Raw genomic sequence first — 22,159 nt, forward strand, 5'->3', positions numbered from 1 at the left:
AAAATGTTTAAATTTATTCGTAAGGTTATACTTTATCTTTTTGTAGCTCATCTTATATACATCGTTGTATTGAAGTGGGTTAATCCGCCATTCACGATTACACAAGTTCAGCAAGGTTTTGAACAAGGGAAATTTAAGCGAGACTATATTGCCTATGATGAAATGGGACGGAATATAAAATTAGCTGTGATTGGTTCCGAAGATCAAAAATTTCCTGTTCATAATGGATTTGATATGGATGGAATTCAAGAAGCGATCGAAAAAAATAAAGAAGGAAAAAAACTTCGTGGAGGTTCTACGATTTCTCAACAAGTAGCTAAAAATGTTTTTTTGTGGCAAGGTAGATCTTGGTTGAGAAAAGGATTGGAAGTTTATTTTACGTTTATGATCGAAAAAATTTGGGGAAAACAACGTATTTTAGAAATGTACTTGAATACTTCTGAAATGGGAATTGGTGTTTTTGGTGTTGAGGCAGCTTCTGAATATTATTTTAATAAGCCTGCTAAAGATTTAACCAAAAATGAAGCGGCTCGAATTGCAGCAGCTTTACCATTGCCACGAAAATATAATGTGAATCCGCCTTCGTCTTTTATCAGTAGACGCGCCAGTCATATTGAGCGACAAATGCGAAATATACAAGGAAGCACTGATTTGGAAAAGGTTTTAGGAGAATAAAATAAAAAAAGAGAAGCTTATTAACTTCTCTTTTTTTTGTTTTTATTATTCTCTCCAATTTATTTTAACTGCAGAAATTTTATCTAATTCCAGACGACTTTCAGAAAGTAAATTAAAATCATTTTTCATATAAAAAGCCAACGGAGAACGATAAGGTTCTCCATTCGCTTTGCTATCTTTTTCATGATCAATTACCCAACCATTTAGTTCTGTTGAAAATGTTTTTAATCGGTTAAGAATTTTACGCCCCAAACCAATTTGATGAAATTTACTATCAACAATTATTGCAAACCATTTTTCATAATCTCTTTCAAAAATTACCGCCCAAGCTTGCATTTGATTGTTGTCATCAACAGCAAAAAAATGTTTCGCATCAATCAAACTATTCAGATAATTTTCTGTGTCCTGAAAACTCTCAAAAGTTAAATTTATAGGGTATTCATTGTTCCAAATTTTAAAAATATAGTCTTTATGAATTTGGTTTAACGTTGTAAATGAATAGATTTCGAAGGAGTTAAGTTGAGACATAAAATGATTTCTTATTCTGCTAAATATACTAAATTATTTAGTCAAAATTTCTTTTAAGATCAATGGTTTGTCTGTTGTAATATAATCCACTTTTAAATTAATCATTTCTTGCATTACTTTAGGCTCATTTACTGTCCAAACATTAACTAATAAACCTAAATCTTTCGCTTCTTTTACCCAAGTCGGATTTTTCTGAAATACTTTATAATTGTAGTCAATTCCGTTCCAATTTCTAGCTTTTACATCTTTTGGCGATAAATCGCCATTTAAATAAGAAACATGAAATTCTGGTGCTAATTTTTTGAATTCATCACATATATTTTGACTAAATGAAATGATTTCAACTTGTTTTTCTACTTTATGTTTTTTGATGATTTCAATCGCTTTTTTTACCGCACGATCTTCGTTTTCTTTTGATGAATGAGGTTTTAATTCGAAAATTAATTTGACATTTTTATTCTTTTTTCCTTGTTCAAAATATTCTTCTAACGTTGGCATATTTTCCTTATTTGCCAATTTCAATGTTTTCAAAAGAGAAGAATTTGTAGTTTCGATTGTGTGACCTTGGTAATGATCATCATGATTTACCATCAAAACATCATCAGTACTAATTAATACATCAAATTCAGAACCGTAAGCACCAATTTCTTGTGCAGATTTTAAAGACTTTATTGAATTTTTTGCATTATTATCTGTGTCCCAATAACCACGATGAGCAATAATTTTTTGAGCATTTGCCATATTAGTAAGCATAAAGGTTGTTAAGGCAGTAAATATAATTTTTTTCATGATGAATTGTTTTCTGTGAGTAAAATTATTTTGTTTAATATATATTGAGGTTATCTAAACATTAAGAAGTAAAAGAATCATAGATAAATATGTTATAAAGAATTAAATTTTGACTAGAATAAAATTGTGATTGCGCCGAATTTCACTTAATTTTGCACAAAGACAAACACAATGACGCAAGGAATTATTATTTTAGATTTTGGCTCGCAATATAATCAGTTAATTGCTCGTCGAATTCGAGAATTTGGAGTTTATACAGAAATTATTCCCTACAACACTTCGATCGAAGAAATCAAAAAACACAATCCCAAAGGAATTATTTTATCAGGAGGACCTTCTTCAGTTTTTGGAGATGAAGCTGCTTTGGTAGAAAAAGAATTATTCGAAATAGGAGTTCCTGTTTTAGGAATTTGTTATGGAATGCAATTGATTTCTCATTTATTAGGAGGAGAGGTTAAGAAAGGAGAAAAGGGAGAATATGGAAAGTCTGAATTAACAGTTTTAGCTCAAAACAGTTTATTTGCAGGTGTTCCAGAAAAATCTACAGTTTGGATGAGTCATTTTGATGAAGTGATGACAGCACCAAATGGATTTACGATTTCAGGAAAATCAAACATAGATATTGCGGCAATCGCAAATGAAGATAAAAAGATTTTTGCGGTGCAATTTCACCCAGAAGTTACTCATTCAGAATATGGTTCGATAATGTTAGAAAACTTTGTTTTTAATATTTGTCAGGCTGAAAAGAATTGGGTTTTAAAAGATTTTATCGAAACAGAAATTGCTCGTATCAAAGAAGTAGTTGGTGATAAAAAAGTAATTTTAGGACTTTCTGGAGGAGTAGATTCTTCTGTTGCTGCGGTTTTAATTCATCGTGCAATTGGAGATCAATTAACGTGTATTTTTGTTGATACTGGTTTATTGAGAAAAGATGAAGGAAAAAAAGTAATGGAAAATTATGGAAAGCACTTCAACATGAACATCAAAATGGTAGATGCTTCACAACGTTTCTTAACAAATTTGAAAGGAATCGATGAACCAGAAGCAAAACGAAAATCAATTGGTAAAGATTTCGTGGCTGTTTTTGATGAAGAATCAAATAAATTTGAAGATGCAGCATTCTTAGCGCAAGGAACTATTTATCCTGATGTAATCGAATCGCAATCTGTAAAAGGACCTTCTGCAACTATCAAATCTCACCACAATGTTGGTGGATTACCAGAAGATATGAAACTTCAATTATTAGAACCATTACGCGAATTATTCAAAGATGAAGTTCGTAAAGTTGGAGTAGAATTAGGTATTCCGCGCGAGTTAGTTTACCGTCATCCATTCCCAGGACCAGGTTTAGGAATTCGTGTTTTAGGAGAAGTTGATGAAGAAAAAGTGCATATTTTGCAAGAAGCTGATCAAATTTTTATCGATGAGCTTTATGCACATAATTTATACGATGAAGTTTCTCAAGCTTTCGTTGTTTTATTACCAGTAAAATCTGTTGGAGTAATGGGAGACGAGCGTACGTATGAATATACAGCTGTTGTTCGTTCTGCGAATACGATCGATTTTATGACAGCAACTTGGTCAAAATTACCTTACGAATTCTTAGAATTAGTTTCAAACAGAATTATAAACGAGGTAAAAGGAATTAACCGTGTAGCCTATGATATCAGCTCAAAACCACCAGCAACTATTGAGTGGGAATAAGCGAAATAATATATTAAGTCAGCTAATGTGCTGACTTTTTTCTTTGTAAACTTTAAAAAACTAAATATTAAATGGAACTTTTAAAAGAAAGAATTCTGAAGGATGGAAAAAGTTTCGATGGTGGAATTCTGAAAGTTGATAGTTTTATCAATCACCAAATGGATCCTGTTTTGATGAAAGCAATTGCGTCGGAATTTGTCCAGCGATTTTCTGATTTAAACATTAATAAAATCATTACAATCGAAGCGAGTGGCATTGCACCAGCAATTATGGTTGGATTAGAATTGAATTTGCCCGTTGTTTTTGTGAAGAAAGCAAAACCTAAAACGATGGCAGGCTTTTATGCGTCGCAAGTGTATTCATTTACAAAAGACCGAACGTATGATGTTTGTGTAAGCAGCCAATTTTTGAATGAAAATGATAATGTTATTTTTATTGATGATTTTTTAGCGAATGGAAATGCTGCGTTGGGTGTTGAAAATTTGATTAAACAATCAGGCGCAAACCTTTTGGGAATGGGCTTTATTATTGAGAAGTCTTTTCAAGAAGGTCGCGATCGTTTATTGAATGAAAACATCAGAGTTGAATCATTGATTAGATTAAAATCTTTAGGAGATAATTCAATTATTTTTGAAGAACAATAAAGCATGAAAGCCTTTTTTTTGGCTTTCTTTTTGCTTAAGAAAAAAATAAAATTTATCTATTTATGAAAATAAAATTACTTGCTTTAACCTTTTTTTTACTATTCCTTACAAGTTGTAATTCGTACAAATCTGCAAATACAGCTCTTATTTCTGGTAACTTTCAGCAAGCTTTCGAGCAAGCTACTCAGGCTTATTTCAAAAATCCCTCAGAGAAAAATGGAATTAAATACGTCCCTTTAATTTTTGAAGCCTATCATAAAGGTCAACAAGCAGATGAAATTAGGTTAAAAGAAATAGAGTCTCTTACAAATTCTTCGAAATATCAAGAAGCATATCAAATTATAACTCGTTTACAAAATAGACAGAAAACGATTTCGGGTATTAATGGTAGAATGATAAATGGAAAAAATTATAATTTTAAAACCAAAGATTATTCGGTAGCTTATAAAACAATTCAAGAAAAGTATGCACAATTTTTATATGATGAAGGAAAATCTTTTCTAAATCAAGGAGGAAAATTGAATGCGCAAACGGCATATCAAAAGTTTGAAATATTGGAAACGGTTTATTCTAACTTTAAGGATACAAGAAGTTTGATGAATACTGCTCGTGTAAATGGAATGTATAAAGTTCTAGTTCAGTTAATAAACAACACAGAAGTTGTGATTCCTAGAATGCTTGAAAAGGATTTGTTAGATTTTAATTCTTATGGATTAGATACAAGATGGACAGAGTTTTATACAGGTAAACTAAATAGTTCATATGATTATGTTATTCAATTAAGTTTTGAAACAATAAATATTTCGCCTGAACGTGAAAAAATAGAAGTTCATAATTTTGAGAAAAAAATTGTAGATGGCAAAGAAGAATTGGTACAAAATGGAGTAGTAGTGAAAGATAAAGATGGAAAACCTGTGATGGTTGATCGTTATATTACAGTAAAAAGTAGGTTTGAAGAAATACAACGTATAAAAGAAGCTGCAATAACTGCAAGATATTATTTAATAGATAATCAAAAAGAACAAGCTATAGAATCAAAGAATTTAGTTAGTCAATATATTTTTAGAGATTCTTATGGAAATTATAAAGGAGATCGACGTTCTCTAGATCGTGATTATTTGAACATGATTGGTAGAAGACCTATTCCATTTCCTTCAAATGAACAAATGGTTTTTGATTGTGGACAAGATTTGAAACGTAAATTTAAGAATGAAATCATCCGTATGAAGCTTTGATAAAAAAAAGTGAAAAAAATAATTATTTTTTAAAATTCATTTTCAATATCTTATCATATAAAACGTCTGTTTTAGCTAAAAACTTGTAAAATTAGTTTTGGAGAATTAAAAAACCTTTCTATATTTGCACAGCAATTAAGACATAGACCCATGGTGTAACGGTAGCACATCGGTTTTTGGTGCCGCTAGTTGGGGTTCGAATCCCTGTGGGTCTACAAAAGTCTTATGCCTCGATAAGAAATTGTTGAGGCATTTTTATCTAACTTAGTTAAGAAAAAAGTTGCGAAAATTGAAATAAAATTTAGTCAGACCCATGGTGTAACGGTAGCACATCGGTTTTTGGTGCCGCTAGTTGGGGTTCGAATCCCTGTGGGTCTACAATTTTTTTCTTTTCAATTTTAATATAATAATCATGGACAGACCCATGGTGTAACGGTAGCACATCGGTTTTTGGTGCCGCTAGTTGGGGTTCGAATCCCTGTGGGTCTACAGATTTTTAAGCTTCAATAGTACTATTGAAGCTTTTTTTATTGATAAAATTTACTATATTTATAGTAGTAGAATTAAAAATGACTTTAGAAAACATAATTTTAGAAGCTAAAAAAGGGAAACGAAATGCTCAAAATGCTGTGATTGAGCTTTTGTGGAACAAAGTTTATGGTTATGTTTATAGTAAAATAAGAAATGAAGAGGAGGCTGAAGATATTGCGATTGAAACTTTTACAAAAGTTTTTGCGAAATTGAAATTATATAACGAAGATTTTGATTTTAAAACTTGGGTAATTTCTATCGCTCATAATACAATGATAGATCATATTAGAAAATCTCCAAAGCTGAATATTTCTCTTGATGATGAAACAAAATTTCTTGAAATTTTAGAAGATCATCCTTCTCCTGAAGAATATTTAATTCTAAAACAAGATAATGATAAACTTATAAAAGCTATTTCAAAACTGAGAGACCCTTACCAAAAAATTATCGAGTTACGTTATATTGAAGATAAAACGTATAAAGAAATAGCTGAAGAACTCAATTTAACTTTACCAAATGTTAAAGTTCGTCTTTTAAGAGCTAAACAATTGTTAACAGAAGTGATGCAGAATAATATTTAGTATCTTTAATCTGTTGAAGAAAATAGAACTGAAAAATGAAGAAGCGCATATACCTTACAACAATAATAATCGCAAGTTTATTCTTGACGTCTTGTGGAAGTAGTAAAGTAACTTCTTATAAAAAAACTGGTTCTAAAAAAGTTTATACTTCAACTAAAAAATCTGAGACCTCTGAAGTTTATCGTTCTAAGAATATTGAGGATAATGCTCCCCGAAATGTGAATAGAATTTTAAAAACAGCTAAATCTTACTTAGGAACACCTTATAAATATGGTGGAGTAACCAATACAGGTTTTGATTGTTCAGGATTAGTGTATGTTAGTTTTAAGGAACTGAATTTAGATTTACCTCGTCGTTCTAGTGATCAAGCAGAATATGGAAAAGAAATCAATATCGAAAATGTTAAAATAGGTGATTTGATTTTTTTTAATACATCTGGAAACTCTATTTCGCATGTTGGGATTGTAGAAAGTATAAATCGCAATGGCTCAATTAATTTTGTACATTCATCAACTTCAAAAGGTGTAATTATTTCTTCTCTTGATGAAAACTATTGGAAAAGTAGATTTGTAAAAGCTATGAGACTTTTATAACTTGGAGCGTGATTTACAAAAAAAAAATATTATTAACGTTTCTTGGATTGCTATTTTTTAGTTTATCCATAGTTGTTAATGCTCAAGAGGATAGTGTAAAAATAGATACAGTTAGAATTGAAAATAAAAATCATTCTAAATTCAGAAAATTTTATCAAAAATTATTATTCAATAAAAAACCTACAAGTTTTCCAATTCAGCCAAACAATGATACTGAAGATGGAAAATATCAAGGAAAGATAATTAGAAATATTTACTACAAAACGCAAGATCCCTTTGGATATTCCTTAAAAGATACTACAAGAAGACCAACAAAATGGTTAGAAAGGGCAGGAAATACACTGCATGGAAAATCTAAAAATTTTGTATTGCGTCAGAATATGTTACTTAAACCAGGTGATAAGTATGATTCTATAAAAGCTGCGGAATCTGAGCGTTTAATTCGTACAAATCGTTCTATACGAAGAGTGGAAATAAAAGAAGAAGAAATAGGAAATGATTCAGTAGATCTTTATGTAAACTCTATAGATTCATGGAGTATGTTTATCACAGGATCTATATCAAGTTCAAAAGCAGGAATTAGGGTTCGTGAGCGAAATTTTTTAGGGTTAGGACATGTTTTTGATAATAGATATCGTCATAATTATAAGACAGGTAATTCATTGTATCAATTCAATTATACCGTTCCAAATATCGCTCAAACCCGAATTATGGGAAATGTGCGTTATTTCAAAAATGAGGATAATCATTATACAAAATCAATCAGTTTTGTGCGATCTTTTTATTCACCCTTGGCGCATTATGCGGGAGGAGTTTCGGTTGGACAGGTATATTTCAAAGATTCATTAGATTTTGAAAAACCTGTTTTAGTAGACAATCCTTTCAAATATAATTATCAAGATTATTGGTTAGCAAGAGCATTTAGGATTGATGAAGGTTACTCCGAAAATATAACTAATCTTATTGTTGCGGGAAGATTTTATGATCGAGCTTATACTGAAACACCAACGCCAGAGAATGATCCTGTTAATTTTTTCTCAGACCAAACAAATTATTTAGTAGGGATAGGAATTTCTTCGAAGCGATACATCAAAACAAAATATATTTTCAATTATGATATAGAAGAAGATATTGCAATTGGAAAATCATTAGGAATAATAGGAGGAATACAGAATATTCGTCAAACTGATCGATATTATTTTGGAGGAAAAGCCTCTGCAGGCGGCTTTCTGAATACAGGTTTTTGGGGATTTGGAGTTGAGTTTGGGGGATTTTTTAACAAAGGAAAATTTGAACAAAAAACTTTATCTGTAGAACTGCAATATATGGCGAGATTGATTAATTGGGGAAGATGGAAGTTAAGAAATTTTATGAAGACCAATTATCTTTTAGGAAAAAGTAGATTAGATTCGCCTGCCGATCAACTTTCGCTTCATGAACACGATTATTTAGGAATGGCTGGATTCAAATCAGACAGAGAATTGCTTGGACAGCAAAAGTTAATGTTTGAATATCAACTACAGTCTTATACACCTTATGAATTCTTAGGATTTCGTATTTCTCCATTTTTTAATGCAATGGTTGCTGCAATTGGAGATAATAAGAGGTTCGTTTTGAATAATCCAATTTATTCCCGCTTTAGTTTAGGTGTGATGCTAACAAATGATTATTTTGTTTTTAATAATATAAGGTTTTCATTGTCATATTATCCAACAATTCCCGGACAAGGAGATAATTTAATTAAGACAAATTTACTTGATAATAGAGATTTTCAAATGATGGATTTCGATTTTTCAAAACCAACTTATATTCGTTGGAATAGATGGGATTAATATAAAAAATCAATAAAAAAGCTTGAAGATTTCTTCAAGCTTTTTTATTGATTTTTTATATTTTTACTTAACCTGCCTCGAAACAATCCACGAAACTAAACTTCCCAGACCTAAAACAGTTACAATTACTGCAATAAAGTTTTCTATAGAAAATAGAAATGGAAAAGGAACAGTTGGAGAAGCCATTACCAAGCCAAAATCTATTTGTAATAATCCAATAACTGATGCAATTAATAATCCAGTAAACATAGCAATGAAAGTGATGATAAAACCTGTTTGGAAAAAGATATTACGAATATTTTTTCGAGATAACCCAAAACTGTACATTGTTTGGATTTCTTTCTTCTTATCCAAAATCAAGATAATAATTGTTCCAGCTAGATTAAAACATGCAATGATAATAACTAATGTAAAAATAAGATAACTGATTAAGTTTTCCATATTCATTACTTTCAAGAAAGCTGAATCTAGATCTTGTCTAGTTTCTATTTTATAATTAGAACCTAAAGCTTTTTGAAGTTGATTCTTCACTTCGTTAAACGATTTCTTACCCGTTGTTTTTACTTCAATCGAATAACATTGATTTTCGTTTAATAATAATAACTCTTGAGCTAAATCTAAAGTGGTAAAAACATGTTTGTCATATTGCTCATTCAACATAAAAACACCAACGCTATATGCATCTTTGCGCGTAAAAGCATCGCTCTCTTGTTTAATTAAACCTGTTCCAGCTTTTGGCATCATCAAATCTGCTGGAGTTATCGGATCAATATAAAGTTGTAAACGTTCTGCAATTCCATTCGAAACAATAAAATTATCATTTCGAGTAAAATCTAAATATTGTCCACCATAAATCACTGTATCTAAACGTGTAACTTTGGTGAAATTTTCGTCAACACCTTTCAAATAAGCAATATCTTGCTTTCCTTTGTAATCAATGTAGACTTTTTCTTCGATGATTTTAGAAAAAGCTTTGATATCTTTTTGTTGTTTTAATTGATCTACAACAAAAGTTAAACTATCTAATACTTTTCCTTTCGAAGGAGAGATTTTAATTTCAGGATTTACATTGCTATAATACTTTAAATTCATTTTTTCTAAGCCCGAAAAAACCGATAAAATAATAAACAAAGCTGCTGTAGCAACTAAAATAGCGCCAACAGCAATCGATGTAATAATATTTACAGCGTTTGTATTCGTTTTCGAAAAAATATAGCGTTTCGCAATGTAAAGTGAAATGTTTCTCATTATAAGATTGGATTATTTCCTTCTCCTCTTAATGCTTTGTCGATTTTGTCCATTTCGTCTAACGAATTGTCTAGAATGAAAATTAATTCTGGTGTAATACGCATTTGTTTAGAAGCACTTTTTGATAAAATTCCTCTAAATAATGGCGTATTAACTTTTATTTCTTTGAAAATTTCGTCTTTTTGAGTACTTGGAAAAATACTTACATAGATTTTAGAAACGCTCAAATCTGGTGTTACTTTTACTTCTGTAACACTAATCAAATTTCCAGGGAATTCCTTTACAGCCCATTTTCTAAAAGCTTCTGCTAATTCTTCTTGAAATAATTTACTTACTTTTTGTTGTCTATTGCTATCCAATTCTATTCATTTTTATGAGACCGTAAAATTACTGCATTTTTTCGTGATTAAAAATGTTATTTTTGATATTCAGTATAACCTAAATAATAAGTTTGTGGTAGCTAAATCGTCAAAAATTTCAGATTTAATAAATCATTTTATTACAACGAATGAAAAAAATCTGAAAGAATTAAGAAATCTAAATATTGAAAAGTCTGATGAAATGATTAATGATTTTATTCGTTTTATTGAAGAATCTAATTATAATTTAGTTTTAATAAATCCATTTATTGAATTGTTACAATTTCTTAATAATGAAAAATTTATAAATCAGTTTGAATTGGATGATATAGAAAGATTGTATGATAGTCTTTTGAAATTTAAATTTATTGAATACTATATAGAAGCTTCTTATTTTATTTGGGCAGTTCAAGATAAAAAAGATAAAGCTTTGAAGATTGCAGAAATCGGATTGAAATTAATTGAAAAAAAGAGATGTGAAATGAAAGAATTAATTTATAAAATAGAGAATGAATAAACTCCTAATCAAAATCATTCGAAATCAATCATTCTTCTTTGTAAATTTGTTTTAATGAAAAAAGATATCGAAACTTCAGAAGATGTTGCTTTATTGGTAAATACGTTTTACGATAAAGTGCAAAAAGATGATGTCATTGGTTACTTTTTTTCGGAAGTTGCAAAGGTAAATTGGGACGAACATTTACCGCATATGATTCAGTTTTGGGAAACTGTTTTGTTAGGAAAAGCAACTTTTGAAGGTTGGCCAATGCGAACACATTTGGTTTTGAGTCAGAAAGAAAAATTAAAACCACACCATTTCGAACGTTGGATTGAATTGTGGTACGGAATAATTGACGAAAAATTTGAAGGAGAAATAGCAAATGAAGCAAAAAATCGAGCAAAAATTATGCGTGATTTAATTCTTTTCAAAATTGACCAAATGGAACAAAAACAAGGATTTATTCAATAAAAAAATGCAACTATTATTAGTTGCATTTTTTTATTGAATAAATGATGATTGAAAAATTATTTCGCAATCATGATTAATTTTTTATTGATAAACTCCATAATTCCAGCTTTAGAAAGTTCGCGTCCGTAACCCGAATGTTTTACACCTCCGAAAGGTAAATCTGGGCTTGAAGAAACTTGTTTGTTCACGTAAACCATTCCAGATTCTATTCTACGAGCAATTTTCTCCGCATTTGGAACATCTTCTGTATAAATAGAAGCACCTAGTCCGTAAGGTGTATCATTCGCAATTTTGATTGCTTCTTCTATATCTTTCACTTTCCAAATACAAACCACAGGACCAAAAACTTCTTCGTCATAGGCTTTCATTCCAGGTTTCAAATCTGTTAAAATTGTTGGTTGCAAAAAGAAACCATCACGATTAATACGTTTTCCTCCTGAAACAATTGTTGCTCCTTTATTCGCTGAATCATTAATTTGATCCAATAATTTTTCTAACGCACTTTCCGAACTTACTGGTCCCATATTGGTATCTGCTTGTGTAGGGTCACCAACTTTCATTCCATTTACATAGTCAGTAATTCTGTTCAAATATTCGTCGTAAATACCTTCTTGTACAATAATACGTTTCGAAGAAGTACAAGCTTGTCCAGCATTACGTAAACGACCGTTAATTGTTCCGCTCATCACTTTTTCGATATCAGCATCATTCAAAACAATCATTGGGTCAGATCCTCCTAATTCTAAAACAGAGGGTTTTATTAATTGACCGGCTAAACTAGCAACTTGAGATCCAGCAGCTTCGGAACCAGTTAAAGAAACGCCAACAATTTTTGGGTTACTGATAATTGCATCTGTATCTTTTCCTGACATTAACAAGTTTTTGTACAAACCTTTTGGAGCACCAGAAGCTGTAAACATTTCTTCGAAAGCGATTCCACATTGTGGAATATTAGAAGCCGTTTTCAAAACGACAGTATTACCAGCCATAATATGAGGACCAGCAAAACGTGCAATTTGAGAAAAAGGAAAGTTCCAAGGCATGACACCTAACAGTACACCAATCGGTTCTGAAACCACATAAGCGTCGCCTTTTTCTGTTTGTAAAGGAACATTTGCCAAGAATTCTTCTGCATTATCAGCATAATATTCAATGATATTTGCACTATAATCAATTTCGATTTCGCTCTCATACAATGGTTTTCCCATTTCTGCAGTAATTAAAGCGGCTAAACGAGCTTTTTGTTTACGCATTTCGTTTGCAACACGTTTCATAACAGCTTTTCTTTCTTCGAAAGATTCGAATCGCCATGTTTGATATAATTCGTTTGCGTCGTCTATATATTGATTGATTTCTTCGCTTGTGTAGGCTTGAAATTCTTTTTCGATTTTACCTGTAGCAGGATTTAATGTTCTGATTGAACTTGCCATTTCACTCTTTATTTAATGTATACAAAGTTGTAGCAATTCTCGTTCCTAACAAAACTTTTAAGATAAATAAAACTGATAGTTTGTTGAATAAAACTAAATGTAGTTGATTATTGATATTAGAATAATTTGGCTTGAAGTAAAATTAGTGGATAGGACAAATCTAAATTCAACCGATAACTTTCTTTTATCTGTTAGGTGTATTTTACAGGCAGTAATCATAATTCTTTTCTCAATTTATACTATTTTATTAGTAGTAAGAATAATCTTTTTGTCACCATTAATATTCTTGTTAGCAATAAGTATTTTCTTCTTTGACTATACTATAATCATACTTTCAATAATAACAAATATAAATGCAACATCTAGTTATCCATCAGAAGTTATGGCTATAGGAAAAGATGTAATTAATATTTTTTTATTTTTTTGAATTCCAAGGCGCTAATTTGTTTGTATTGTTTACTATTAGGTCCATAAACACTTTTTACGTATTGTTTTACTTCTTTTGCTGTTTGTACCAAACCTGTTAATGGATTGTAAAGTGTTTCATTTCTTGCCAACATTGCATTGCTATATGGTATATAGCTTGTAGTAACATTGGTATTTTTGTTTTGTAAATCTTGTAGTTTTGTTTGTAAAGCATCTATTTTTAGTTGAGCTTCGTTGGGAGTATAACTCGTTTGTTGTTGTAAAATTTCTATTAGATTGCTAAAGTTATCTATTTGTTTGTCGTAGGATTGTTGAGAAGTCGAAATAGTGTTTGTTGCTTCTGTATCTGGAGTAGAATTGGTTGATTTATTTGATTTACCTTGAATTTTTTTATTGATACTTTTGGCATTGTTGATTGATAAAGTATCTGCACCAGAAACAGAAAGAGCATTGATAATTTTGGTAGATAGTTGTTTGAGATCTGCAAATGGCACACGTCTGTTATTTGTAGCGTTGTCAAATGTTACTTTTTGAGTTTTGGTTATGTTTAATCTTTCTTGAGCTTCGTTATGAAGTTCTTTTAACGGAATAATTTTTAGTGTTTCTTTGATAGGATTATAGTTTTCTTCATAACCTTCGCAAAAAGAAATAAGTTGTAGGAAATGTGCAATATTTTTTGCATGTCCTGTTTCGCTTGTAGATTTTGTAGTAGTGTTCATAATTGATTGTTATTTAAATATTTGTATTAAAGTTAGTGAATGTTTAGATTAGTTGTAGAAATGTTTTTATCTCTAATTTTTATAGCAATTCATACAAGCTAGGAAATCTTATTTTGTCTCATGTTTTTCACTGTGTCCTTTGTTATCTACAGCTATTTTGCCGCCTGTATTGCATATACAAAAGGATTCTTCTGTAAGTATTTTATAGGTGTTGATGGTGTCTTTTTCTGTTGTCTTTTCCCATTTAAGAGTTGAGGGAGAACAGGGTAAATATCCACTAGAAGTGGGTTTTAATCTGCATTGTCCAAATGGTTTTATATTAGTATAGGGTTGTTTGTCTTGCTCTGTTGCAATAAGTTTGTTATCTGCTATAGAAAAGTCTTGACTTGTAACAGTAAGTTTACTTGGTGTTGTTCCTTGGTTGCAGGATAGCTGAGCTGTGTTTGTTATTTTTTGAGGCATAGCGGTTGGTTTTGGTTTATTTTTTTTTGCTTGATTTCACGATTTGTCCTGTTTCATCGTCAATTAAAAAACTATAATTGGGTTGTGAATACCATTGTCCATCTACAAAATTGCTTTTTAAGACATGTATTTGGTAATATTTTTTGATAGGTGCAAATGGTGTATCATGTCGTAGGGCAACAGCTTGTCGGGTGTCGTAGATGTCTATGTTTTTCTCTTTTAGTACAAAATCATGAATTTGCTCGAAACTGTGTTTGAAGTTTTTGTCATCATCAATCTCTTTAATTACTTGTCCATTTTGATCAAATATTTTGTAAATACCAATGTGTGATTTGTTAAAAAAACCAGCATAAGTATATATAGATCCGTTTTCATAATATGTATAAGTAAACTTGAAAGGACTAAATTCTTTTGAAACTTCTCTTTGATAATTTTTTGAACTTGTATCGTCAAAAGAAAATTCTCTTATATTAGAATTATCGTTTAATTTATAATGGTATTCATTTGTGTATCCTTGTTTTCCTTTATTTTCTTCGAATTTTTTTATGTTGAATGTTTTCATTTCGTTTGTGTTTTCGTTGTTTTTTTGTGCTTTGCAACTCAACATAAGTACGAGCGAAATGAGTATGGAGATTACCTTTGTCATAGTGGTTGGTTTTGGTTTATTTTTTTTCGCTTGATTTCACAATCTGTCCTGTTTCATCGGCAATTAAAAAACTATAATTGGGTTGTGAATACCATTGTCCATCTACAAAACTGCTTTTTAAGACATGTATTTGGTAATATTTTTTTAGCGGAGAATGTGGCGTGTCATGTCGTAGGGCAACAGCTTGTCGGGTGTCGTAGATGTCTATGTTTTTCTCTTTTAGTACAAAATCATGAATTTGCTCGAAACTGTGTTTGAAGTTTTTGTCAAAATCTGTTTCTTTTACTAATTCTCCATTTCTGTTGTATTCTTTTATTGTTAATGTAGAATTATTAAAATTTAAAACTTTTTTACTTATAATACCATTATCATAATAGTAATAATAGGATTTAAAAGGATTAAATTCTTTCGTAATTACTCTTTGATAAATTTTTGTGTTTGTATTTGTATCATCAAAAGAAAATTCTCTAACATCATAATTTTCTAAAGTGTACCAATATTGATTTGACATAAGTCGATTTCCTTTATTTTCTTCGAATTTTTTTATGTTGAATGTTTTCATTTCGTTTGTATTTTCGTTGTTTTTTTGTGCTTTGCAACCGTATATGCACAGTAAGAGTGCAAATAATAAGATGTTTTTCATTTCTAGATTTTTAGACGTTATTTCTTACAATATCCCATTGCCATTTCCATGTGCTTTTCTTGTTTTCTTATCCATAGCTCATAATGTTATCAGTTGAGTTTGTGATATTCACATTTCCATTAGGAAAAATGTATTTGATGTTCTGATTTTTTATAGGAGTATGATTTCTGTGGGTATGGAATAATCCCAATCCATGTAGACCTTCGTGAGCAATAGTTTTATCTGTTCGTGTACTTCCTTGTGGACCATTGAATAAGAAAACATTTTTGATAGCAATATCTTGTACTTGTCCTGGTACTGCGCCAGCAATACCAGCTACAGGATCGTAGAAACTGTCGTAAGTATTTTCGTCAAAAGAAAACATGGTATAATAATCGGTAGTATACTCTGGGTTTTGTTCAAGGTATAATTGTTTGACGTAGTCGAAGATATTAGAATGGTCTTGATGTATATTGCCATCTGTTTCTTCTATATTATCAGTGGTGTTTTGGTAAATAAATTCGCCATAGGTTTTGTTGCCTTCGTCGTCTATGGTTAGTTTGAATTTGTCATCATTACTTAAATTTAACGCAGGACCTATTTCTAACTCGCTTGTTACAATACTGTGATAAAGCACTTCTTGTAATTTTTTTAATTCAGAAGGTTCAAATATACCTGTAATTATACCTGTATTATTGATATCTGTAAGCACAGGTATCAATACAAATTTTTGGTTTTTTCGTGTGTTCGCATCATTTTTTAGAATAGTTATTTTCCCTGCCAATTTTCTTTCTACTAATTGCTCTGCAAGAGTTTTGGTAGTGCTGTCTTTTGGATAGGCATATATATTAATTGCTTTATCGCTATCTAAATCTTTGTGACATGTAATTTTTATTGTAGCATCTGTAGCATTTACCAATCCGTTTGTTCTGTTTTTGTGTTCTAAAGTTACCTTGTCTATTGTAATAAGAGGATTGTTGGAATTGGTGTTTATAGAGTTTAAATCGAATTCTAATTTATCTATATCGTCTTCTATTTCGACCAATACTTTTAGTTCTGCTTCGTATTTTGGTTTATTGGCAACCGTTTCTGGTAAGGTGTCTACAAATTCCTTAGAGAATAATGTAAGATAAGGAACAAAATATTCTGTAGAAGGAGCCTCGGCAGGAGCAGGTGCTCCTTCTTCGAGAGGTTTTCTTGTTATAGGAATTTTAGTGTATTGAGTTTTTAGTCGTTCGTATGCTTCTGTTGATGTTAAATCGGTAATGCCATCTTTGTATCCACCCTCTATCTTTATAAGCAGGATCTGTAGAAAGGGCTAAACCATTGTCTTTTTCTCTTAACCAATCGAAACCAAATTCTCCATTCCATGTATCTTTTGGTCGAAAATAAGCCATTGCGATTGCAATAGTTTCGGTAGGAGTAGAGGAAGTATCTTGTGCTTTGTTGCTTAATTGGTTTCCACTTTCTCCATAAATTTCTGCTGTTCCTTTACTGTTGATAATGGCTTGTTTGTCTGAATGTATTGTTGTTTTGTTCGTTCCATGTAATTTTGCTTCTTTTGCCTCTATATCAATAGAATTGCTACTACTTAATAATGCTTTTCCACTAAAAAAGCTCATTAATCCGCTTACAACTTGTTTCATGTATGGCGTAAAAACAAAGAATTTTGACATTGCATTGATGATAACATTATTAGAAGCATTTACTTCTAAATTGTTATAAGCATTCATCTGAATATCTGTAGCACTCATTATTATTTTATTAGGAGCGCTTACTTCAATATTTCCTTTTCCATCCATTTTATAGGTGTTTCCACTAGGATCTTCTATGAAAATGCTTCCTTCTTTATCATTAAAAATAACTTTGTTTCCACTTTTGTTTGAATAGATTTTATATGGTTGTCTAATCCTCCACCAATTCCGTTTATTCCATGAAACATTCCGCCCATAACAAAAGACATTGAAGGGTTTTGAAATTCGAATCCTACCATTACTTGATCGCCTACTTCTGGTATAGCAACATAACCTCTGTTTTTAGTAACATTGCCTGTACCTCCTGCATCTGGAGACATAACTCGAATGAAATTTGTTGTATCATGAAGTTGCCAATTAAATTTTACTTGTACACGACCTTGTTTTAGAGGATCATTGTTGGAAACAACTGTAGCTAGCTGAGGTTCTGCTTTCGGTATTGTAAACTCGGGTTTAGGTAGATAACCCGTTCCTTCTGCGATTGCTTCAAAAGTTCCTTTATAATAACCTCTTGCATCTACTTCGTGAGTTATTTCGGTAATCATTAATCGTGTAAAGTAGGATGTTTTGTTAGAATCTATTTTTCTCATTTCTATATGAGCAATACAGCCAGGATGCAAAAAAGGAATAGTTGTAGTACCTGATACAGTTAAGACTTCTACAGCAATACTTCCTAAAGTACCTTTTTGACTGTCATCTAAATCCTTGAACATATTAACGATTATTGGGGAAGGTTGCAAAGATTGAGTTGAGAAAATATTATCATTTAAGGAGTAAGCTTTTCTAGCTAAATCTCCAAGATGACGAATATGCTGAGTTGAGGTAGTTATTTTTTCATTGTTCTTACTATTATAAGAAAAGAATTGTGGGTTGGTGTGCAATGCTTTTAGTTCAACTACAATATCACATACATTAGCCCCGTATACTAATTGAAGAGGATGAGCATTTTTAGGAATTTCACCAAAATGAAGAATTTCACCATCATAAAAAAATTGTTCACCATAAGCTTCTGCTAATCGTAAAATATAATTATAATGTGTTTCATTGTATTGAGCACTATAAATGATATGATTTTTAATTTTTGGATTTACTTTGTAGGTGTATTTGTTTGTACCCAAGGCTTGTTTAAAAATATCATTCGCAATTATAGCAGAATTAACGGTTGAATCGCCCCCAAAGCTTTGGAAATGTGGTGCTCCATCTAAAAGTATAGTAGGACTTTGACCTTTTATAACAATATCTCCTAAGCTATTTTGAGCTTGGCTAAAAGCGACCTTTGTGATAACACCAATAAATGACCTTTCGGGGCTATCATCAATCAAATCTTTGTACTTGAATATAATTGTAATTCTTTTTCCTAAGAATTTTTGAACTTCTTCTAATTCATGATTTTGTCGTTCTTGAAAAATATCGTGATCTAATATTAATTCAAATTGATGATGGGTTCTAACACTTTGATTAAGTTTAAAATTTTTGAAGTGTGAAATGCGTTTTCCATCAATTATAATTCTAAGGTTAACGATACGTTGAATACCGCTAATTTGACTCCTCAAAATTTTTTCCGAGTCGGTAGTAGTTTTCATAAGAATAGTTTTTAGGTAATTCAAATATAATGAATTGATTATGAAAACAATAATAAAAAAGAGTAAAAGATATATGTAGCTATTTAAATTAGCTTCAAAATAGTGTAGAATAAAAAAATGTCAAACAGAACTAATTTCTGTTTGACATTTGATTTATTAAAGTTATATAAATTTATTCTCTAAAACGGCAAATTATCGTCGTCGTTCATCGAACTTGTAAATTCTCCACCGAAATCTCCAAAAGCATCGGAAGGATCAATAGCAGATAAATTCATAGCGCTTCCCATTTCTTGAGAACCATCATTCATCGAACTTTGAATTTCGAAATCTCCACCAAATGAAGTTTCTAAATCGGTAAATTTTGCTTGCTCATTAATGAATCGTAAACGTACATTTTCTAACGCACCATTACGGTGTTTTGCAATAATAAATTCGGCTTGTCCAGCACAAGGTTCACTTTCATCATCCCAATATTCCAATTTATAATATTCGGGACGATAGATAAATGAAACGATATCAGCATCTTGCTCAATGGCTCCAGATTCACGTAAATCTGATAGTAAAGGACGTTTACTTCCTCCACGAGTTTCTACCGAACGAGATAACTGAGATAGGGCAATAACAGGAATACTTAACTCTTTTGCAATTGCTTTAAGGGAGCGCGAAATCATTGAGATTTCCTGCTCACGGTTTCCATTTGCTTTTCCACCAGCAGTCATTAACTGTAAGTAGTCAATCAAAATCATTTTTACTCCATGTTGGGAAACCAAACGACGCGCTTTTGCTCTTAAATCGAAAATAGAAAGGGCAGGTGTATCGTCAATGTAAAGCGGTGCATTTTCAAGACCTTTTACTTTTGTGTATAATTGTTTCCATTCGTGATCGGCTAATTTTGCTTTACGTAATTTTTCACCTGAAATTCCAGTTTCACCTGAAATCATACGCGTAATTAACTGAACAGAAGACATCTCTAATGAGAAAACCGCAACCGGAATATTTTTATCAACCGTCATATTTTTCGCCATCGAAAGGATAAAAGCGGTTTTACCCATACCAGGACGTGCAGCTAAGATAATTAAATCAGATTCTTGCCAACCAGAAGTGATTTTATCAATTTCTGTAAATCCAGAAGATAACCCAGACATTCCTTCTTTGGTAGATTGGGCTTTAATTTTATCAATTGCTTCAGTTACTAAATCTCGTGCTTCTGAATAACTACGTTTAATACCACCTTCTGTGATCTCGAACAATTTACTTTCAGAATAATCTAATAAATCAAACACGTCAGCAGTGTCATCGTACGATTTTTCGATTACTTGATTCGAAATTTCAATTAAACGACGAAGAATATATTTTTCTTGAATGACACGTGCATAATACTCCACGTGTGCAGAAGAAGAAACTTTTTGCGTTAATTGAATTAAATAATAATCACCTCCAACACGATCTAATTTGCCTTCACTTTTCAATTCATTCGAAACCGTTAATAAATCAATAGGTTCTGAATCGTTAAATAATTTTTGAATGACAGCATAAATCGCTTGATGTTCTGGACGATAGAAAACTTGAGGAGTTAAGATATCAATTACTTCATCTAAACCTTTCTTATCAATCATCATCGCACCAAGTACAGCTTGCTCTAAATCAACGGCTTGAGGAGGAAGTTTGCCTTTCTCTAAACCAATGGTATTGCGCTGGTTAGCTGTATATTCGGGATTATAATTTGCTTGTTCCATAAGAGGTTCAAAATTAAAGAAAAAAACGAGATATAACTAATTTTATATCTCGTTTTTAATGATTATACTTTATAATAATCTAATATTAAAAAGTTATTTTATCCTGAAAATTCTCCGAATTTAATATAACGTTCTTGACGTTGTTTTTGCAATTCTTCTTGAGACAATTTTTTCAACTCATTATATGTTTCCCAAACTTTATTTTTCAAGTTTGTATATGCCACTTCAGGTTTGTAGTGTGCTCCACCAAGAGGTTCTTGAATAATATCTTCAATTAATCCTAATTCTAACATGTCAGGACCAGTTAATTTCATCTGTGAAGCTGCTTGCTCTTTGTAATCCCAACTTCTCCATAGAATTGTAGAACAGTTTTCTGGTGAAATTACAGAGTACCAAGTATTTTCTAACATGAAAACTTTGTTACCAACACCAATTCCTAAAGCTCCTCCAGAAGCTCCTTCACCAATTACAATTGTAATGATAGGAACGGTAAGTTTTAACATTTCATAAATGTTTTTCGCGATAGCTTCACCTTGACCTCTTTCTTCAGCTTCTAAACCAGGATATGCACCAGGAGTGTCGACTAATGTAATAACAGGAATATTAAATTTCTCTGCTAATTTCATTAAACGTAATGCTTTACGGTAGCCATCAGGGTTTGACATTCCAAAACGACGATATTGTCTTTCTTTAGTGTTTTTACCTTTTTGTTGACCAATAATCATAAAAGTTTGACCATTGATTTTTCCCATACCACCAACCATTGCTTTATCATCAGCAAAAGTTCTATCTCCATGAATTTCGATAAAAGTGTTATCAGTAATTGCGTAAGCGTAATCTAAAGTATAAGGGCGAGAAGGGTGACGAGATAACTGTACGCGCTGCCATGGTGTTAAATTACCATAGATTTCCTTCTTTTTATTCTCAATTGCAATTTCAATTTCAACACAAGCTTGTTTGATGTTAACACCGCTTCCTTCTCCGACGATTTGACAGCTTTTTAACTGTTCTTCTAAATCTTTGATAGGTTGTTCAAATTCTAAATATTCCATACAAAAGTGTTTGTTCAATCCAACAAATATAGAAAAGGTT

The 22,159-nt window shown here is 31.2% G+C and carries 23 protein-coding genes and 3 tRNA genes; 12 read left to right on the forward strand and 14 right to left on the reverse strand.

Going from position 1 to position 22,159, the window contains the following annotated elements:
- The first annotated feature begins 3 nt into the window (after window positions 1–3).
- Window positions 4–675: a monofunctional biosynthetic peptidoglycan transglycosylase gene (gene mtgA / locus E4J94_RS15260; RefSeq protein WP_135836655.1), complete on the forward strand. Its 672-nt coding sequence runs from the start codon at window positions 4–6 to the stop codon at window positions 673–675.
- A 45-nt stretch (window positions 676–720) separates the two neighbouring features.
- Here mtgA and E4J94_RS15265 read toward each other — a convergent pair whose 3' ends face one another.
- Both E4J94_RS15265 and E4J94_RS15270 read right to left on the reverse strand, forming a co-directional pair.
- Entirely contained in the window at window positions 721–1,203 is a 483-nt protein-coding gene (locus E4J94_RS15265) for a GNAT family N-acetyltransferase (protein WP_135836656.1), read from the reverse strand.
- A gap of 33 nt (window positions 1,204–1,236) precedes the next feature.
- Window positions 1,237–1,992, reverse strand: coding sequence for a glycerophosphodiester phosphodiesterase family protein (locus E4J94_RS15270; RefSeq protein ID WP_135836657.1), 756 nt, complete (start codon window positions 1,990–1,992; stop codon window positions 1,237–1,239).
- 171 nt (window positions 1,993–2,163) lie between these two features.
- On the opposite strand from E4J94_RS15270, the gene guaA reads away from it, so the two are divergent.
- The 9 genes from guaA (at window position 2,164) to E4J94_RS15315 (ending at window position 9,112) form a co-directional block, all read left to right on the forward strand.
- Window positions 2,164–3,696 carry a glutamine-hydrolyzing GMP synthase gene (gene guaA, locus E4J94_RS15275; RefSeq protein ID WP_135836658.1) on the forward strand — a complete coding sequence of 511 codons (1,533 nt, stop codon included), beginning with the start codon at window positions 2,164–2,166 and terminating at the stop codon, window positions 3,694–3,696.
- 71 nt (window positions 3,697–3,767) lie between these two features.
- Window positions 3,768–4,340 (forward strand): xanthine phosphoribosyltransferase, encoded by a 573-nt coding sequence (gene xpt, locus E4J94_RS15280; protein WP_135836659.1) that lies wholly within the window; start codon window positions 3,768–3,770, stop codon window positions 4,338–4,340.
- A 62-nt stretch (window positions 4,341–4,402) separates the two neighbouring features.
- Window positions 4,403–5,575, forward strand: a complete 1,173-nt coding sequence (locus E4J94_RS15285; RefSeq protein ID WP_135836660.1) for a hypothetical protein — start codon at window positions 4,403–4,405, stop codon at window positions 5,573–5,575.
- A gap of 144 nt (window positions 5,576–5,719) precedes the next feature.
- A tRNA-Gln gene (locus tag E4J94_RS15290) sits at window positions 5,720–5,790 on the forward strand.
- Between the two features lie 92 nt (window positions 5,791–5,882).
- Window positions 5,883–5,953: transfer RNA gene (locus tag E4J94_RS15295), tRNA-Gln, on the forward strand.
- Between the two features lie 40 nt (window positions 5,954–5,993).
- Window positions 5,994–6,064 (forward strand) — tRNA-Gln (locus tag E4J94_RS15300).
- Window positions 6,065–6,144: 80 nt separating this feature from the next.
- Complete coding sequence (locus tag E4J94_RS15305; protein WP_135836661.1) at window positions 6,145–6,687, forward strand: RNA polymerase sigma factor; 543 nt, start codon at window positions 6,145–6,147, stop codon at window positions 6,685–6,687.
- 35 nt (window positions 6,688–6,722) lie between these two features.
- Window positions 6,723–7,280 carry a C40 family peptidase gene (locus E4J94_RS15310; RefSeq protein WP_135836662.1) on the forward strand — a complete coding sequence of 186 codons (558 nt, stop codon included), beginning with the start codon at window positions 6,723–6,725 and terminating at the stop codon, window positions 7,278–7,280.
- A gap of 47 nt (window positions 7,281–7,327) precedes the next feature.
- Complete coding sequence (locus E4J94_RS15315) at window positions 7,328–9,112, forward strand: outer membrane protein assembly factor (protein WP_135836663.1); 1,785 nt, start codon at window positions 7,328–7,330, stop codon at window positions 9,110–9,112.
- Window positions 9,113–9,175: 63 nt separating this feature from the next.
- Here E4J94_RS15315 and E4J94_RS15320 read toward each other — a convergent pair whose 3' ends face one another.
- Both E4J94_RS15320 and rbfA read right to left on the reverse strand, forming a co-directional pair.
- On the reverse strand, window positions 9,176–10,360 hold the full coding sequence (locus E4J94_RS15320; protein WP_135836664.1) for an ABC transporter permease: 1,185 nt from the start codon (window positions 10,358–10,360) through the stop codon (window positions 9,176–9,178).
- Window positions 10,360–10,719 (reverse strand): 30S ribosome-binding factor RbfA, encoded by a 360-nt coding sequence (gene rbfA, locus E4J94_RS15325; RefSeq protein WP_135836665.1) that lies wholly within the window; start codon window positions 10,717–10,719, stop codon window positions 10,360–10,362. Before rbfA ends, E4J94_RS15320 begins: the two co-directional genes overlap by 1 nt.
- Before the next feature lie 43 nt (window positions 10,720–10,762).
- On the opposite strand from rbfA, the gene E4J94_RS15330 reads away from it, so the two are divergent.
- Both E4J94_RS15330 and E4J94_RS15335 read left to right on the forward strand, forming a co-directional pair.
- On the forward strand, window positions 10,763–11,236 hold the full coding sequence (locus E4J94_RS15330; protein WP_135836666.1) for a hypothetical protein: 474 nt from the start codon (window positions 10,763–10,765) through the stop codon (window positions 11,234–11,236).
- 54 nt (window positions 11,237–11,290) lie between these two features.
- Window positions 11,291–11,689, forward strand: coding sequence for a group III truncated hemoglobin (locus tag E4J94_RS15335; RefSeq protein ID WP_019975256.1), 399 nt, complete (start codon window positions 11,291–11,293; stop codon window positions 11,687–11,689).
- A 56-nt stretch (window positions 11,690–11,745) separates the two neighbouring features.
- Here E4J94_RS15335 and E4J94_RS15340 read toward each other — a convergent pair whose 3' ends face one another.
- From E4J94_RS15340 to E4J94_RS15380, 10 genes are all read right to left on the reverse strand, one after another.
- Complete coding sequence (locus E4J94_RS15340; protein WP_135836667.1) at window positions 11,746–13,119, reverse strand: NAD-dependent succinate-semialdehyde dehydrogenase; 1,374 nt, start codon at window positions 13,117–13,119, stop codon at window positions 11,746–11,748.
- Window positions 13,120–13,523: 404 nt separating this feature from the next.
- The gene (locus tag E4J94_RS15345) at window positions 13,524–14,264 is read right to left on the reverse strand and encodes a hypothetical protein (protein WP_135836668.1); all 741 of its coding nucleotides are present in this window, start codon (window positions 14,262–14,264) and stop codon (window positions 13,524–13,526) included.
- Between the two features lie 108 nt (window positions 14,265–14,372).
- The gene (locus E4J94_RS15350) at window positions 14,373–14,726 is read right to left on the reverse strand and encodes a DUF4280 domain-containing protein (RefSeq protein WP_135836669.1); all 354 of its coding nucleotides are present in this window, start codon (window positions 14,724–14,726) and stop codon (window positions 14,373–14,375) included.
- 16 nt (window positions 14,727–14,742) lie between these two features.
- Window positions 14,743–15,288, reverse strand: coding sequence for a hypothetical protein (locus E4J94_RS15355; protein WP_135836670.1), 546 nt, complete (start codon window positions 15,286–15,288; stop codon window positions 14,743–14,745).
- Window positions 15,289–15,388: 100 nt separating this feature from the next.
- A complete protein-coding gene (locus E4J94_RS15360) occupies window positions 15,389–15,934 on the reverse strand; it encodes a hypothetical protein (protein ID WP_135836671.1) in 546 nt (181 codons plus the stop codon).
- A 148-nt stretch (window positions 15,935–16,082) separates the two neighbouring features.
- The gene (locus E4J94_RS15365; protein ID WP_135836672.1) at window positions 16,083–17,039 is read right to left on the reverse strand and encodes a hypothetical protein; all 957 of its coding nucleotides are present in this window, start codon (window positions 17,037–17,039) and stop codon (window positions 16,083–16,085) included.
- Window positions 17,040–17,205: 166 nt separating this feature from the next.
- Window positions 17,206–17,796, reverse strand: a complete 591-nt coding sequence (locus E4J94_RS17855; protein WP_246034353.1) for a hypothetical protein — start codon at window positions 17,794–17,796, stop codon at window positions 17,206–17,208.
- A 26-nt stretch (window positions 17,797–17,822) separates the two neighbouring features.
- A complete protein-coding gene (locus tag E4J94_RS15370; RefSeq protein ID WP_246034354.1) occupies window positions 17,823–19,331 on the reverse strand; it encodes a type VI secretion system Vgr family protein in 1,509 nt (502 codons plus the stop codon).
- Window positions 19,332–19,510: 179 nt separating this feature from the next.
- A complete protein-coding gene (gene dnaB, locus E4J94_RS15375) occupies window positions 19,511–21,067 on the reverse strand; it encodes a replicative DNA helicase (RefSeq protein ID WP_135836673.1) in 1,557 nt (518 codons plus the stop codon).
- Between the two features lie 98 nt (window positions 21,068–21,165).
- A complete protein-coding gene (locus tag E4J94_RS15380) occupies window positions 21,166–22,119 on the reverse strand; it encodes an acetyl-CoA carboxylase carboxyltransferase subunit alpha (RefSeq protein ID WP_135836674.1) in 954 nt (317 codons plus the stop codon).
- Window positions 22,120–22,159 lie beyond the last annotated feature (40 nt).

The sequence above is a fragment of the Empedobacter tilapiae genome, assembly GCF_004785645.1.
Lineage (GTDB): Bacteria > Bacteroidota > Bacteroidia > Flavobacteriales > Weeksellaceae > Empedobacter > Empedobacter tilapiae.

Bases quoted from the DNA above. Each gene is read 5' to 3' on its own strand.
- mtgA (WP_135836655.1), top strand. From the start codon at position 4: ATGTTTAAATTTATTCGTAAGGTTATACTTTATCTTTTTGTAGCTCAT.
- E4J94_RS15265 (WP_135836656.1), bottom strand. From the start codon at position 1,203: ATGTCTCAACTTAACTCCTTCGAAATCTATTCATTTACAACGTTAAAC.
- E4J94_RS15270 (WP_135836657.1), bottom strand. From the start codon at position 1,992: ATGAAAAAAATTATATTTACTGCCTTAACAACCTTTATGCTTACTAAT.
- guaA (WP_135836658.1), top strand. From the start codon at position 2,164: ATGACGCAAGGAATTATTATTTTAGATTTTGGCTCGCAATATAATCAG.
- xpt (WP_135836659.1), top strand. From the start codon at position 3,768: ATGGAACTTTTAAAAGAAAGAATTCTGAAGGATGGAAAAAGTTTCGAT.
- E4J94_RS15285 (WP_135836660.1), top strand. From the start codon at position 4,403: ATGAAAATAAAATTACTTGCTTTAACCTTTTTTTTACTATTCCTTACA.
- E4J94_RS15305 (WP_135836661.1), top strand. From the start codon at position 6,145: ATGACTTTAGAAAACATAATTTTAGAAGCTAAAAAAGGGAAACGAAAT.
- E4J94_RS15310 (WP_135836662.1), top strand. From the start codon at position 6,723: ATGAAGAAGCGCATATACCTTACAACAATAATAATCGCAAGTTTATTC.
- E4J94_RS15320 (WP_135836664.1), bottom strand. From the start codon at position 10,360: ATGAGAAACATTTCACTTTACATTGCGAAACGCTATATTTTTTCGAAA.
- E4J94_RS15335 (WP_019975256.1), top strand. From the start codon at position 11,291: ATGAAAAAAGATATCGAAACTTCAGAAGATGTTGCTTTATTGGTAAAT.
- E4J94_RS15340 (WP_135836667.1), bottom strand. From the start codon at position 13,119: ATGGCAAGTTCAATCAGAACATTAAATCCTGCTACAGGTAAAATCGAA.
- E4J94_RS15345 (WP_135836668.1), bottom strand. From the start codon at position 14,264: ATGAACACTACTACAAAATCTACAAGCGAAACAGGACATGCAAAAAAT.
- E4J94_RS15350 (WP_135836669.1), bottom strand. From the start codon at position 14,726: ATGCCTCAAAAAATAACAAACACAGCTCAGCTATCCTGCAACCAAGGA.
- E4J94_RS15355 (WP_135836670.1), bottom strand. From the start codon at position 15,288: ATGAAAACATTCAACATAAAAAAATTCGAAGAAAATAAAGGAAAACAA.
- E4J94_RS15360 (WP_135836671.1), bottom strand. From the start codon at position 15,934: ATGAAAACATTCAACATAAAAAAATTCGAAGAAAATAAAGGAAATCGA.
- E4J94_RS17855 (WP_246034353.1), bottom strand. From the start codon at position 17,796: ATGGATGGAAAAGGAAATATTGAAGTAAGCGCTCCTAATAAAATAATA.
- E4J94_RS15370 (WP_246034354.1), bottom strand. From the start codon at position 19,331: ATGAAAACTACTACCGACTCGGAAAAAATTTTGAGGAGTCAAATTAGC.
- dnaB (WP_135836673.1), bottom strand. From the start codon at position 21,067: ATGGAACAAGCAAATTATAATCCCGAATATACAGCTAACCAGCGCAAT.
- E4J94_RS15380 (WP_135836674.1), bottom strand. From the start codon at position 22,119: ATGGAATATTTAGAATTTGAACAACCTATCAAAGATTTAGAAGAACAG.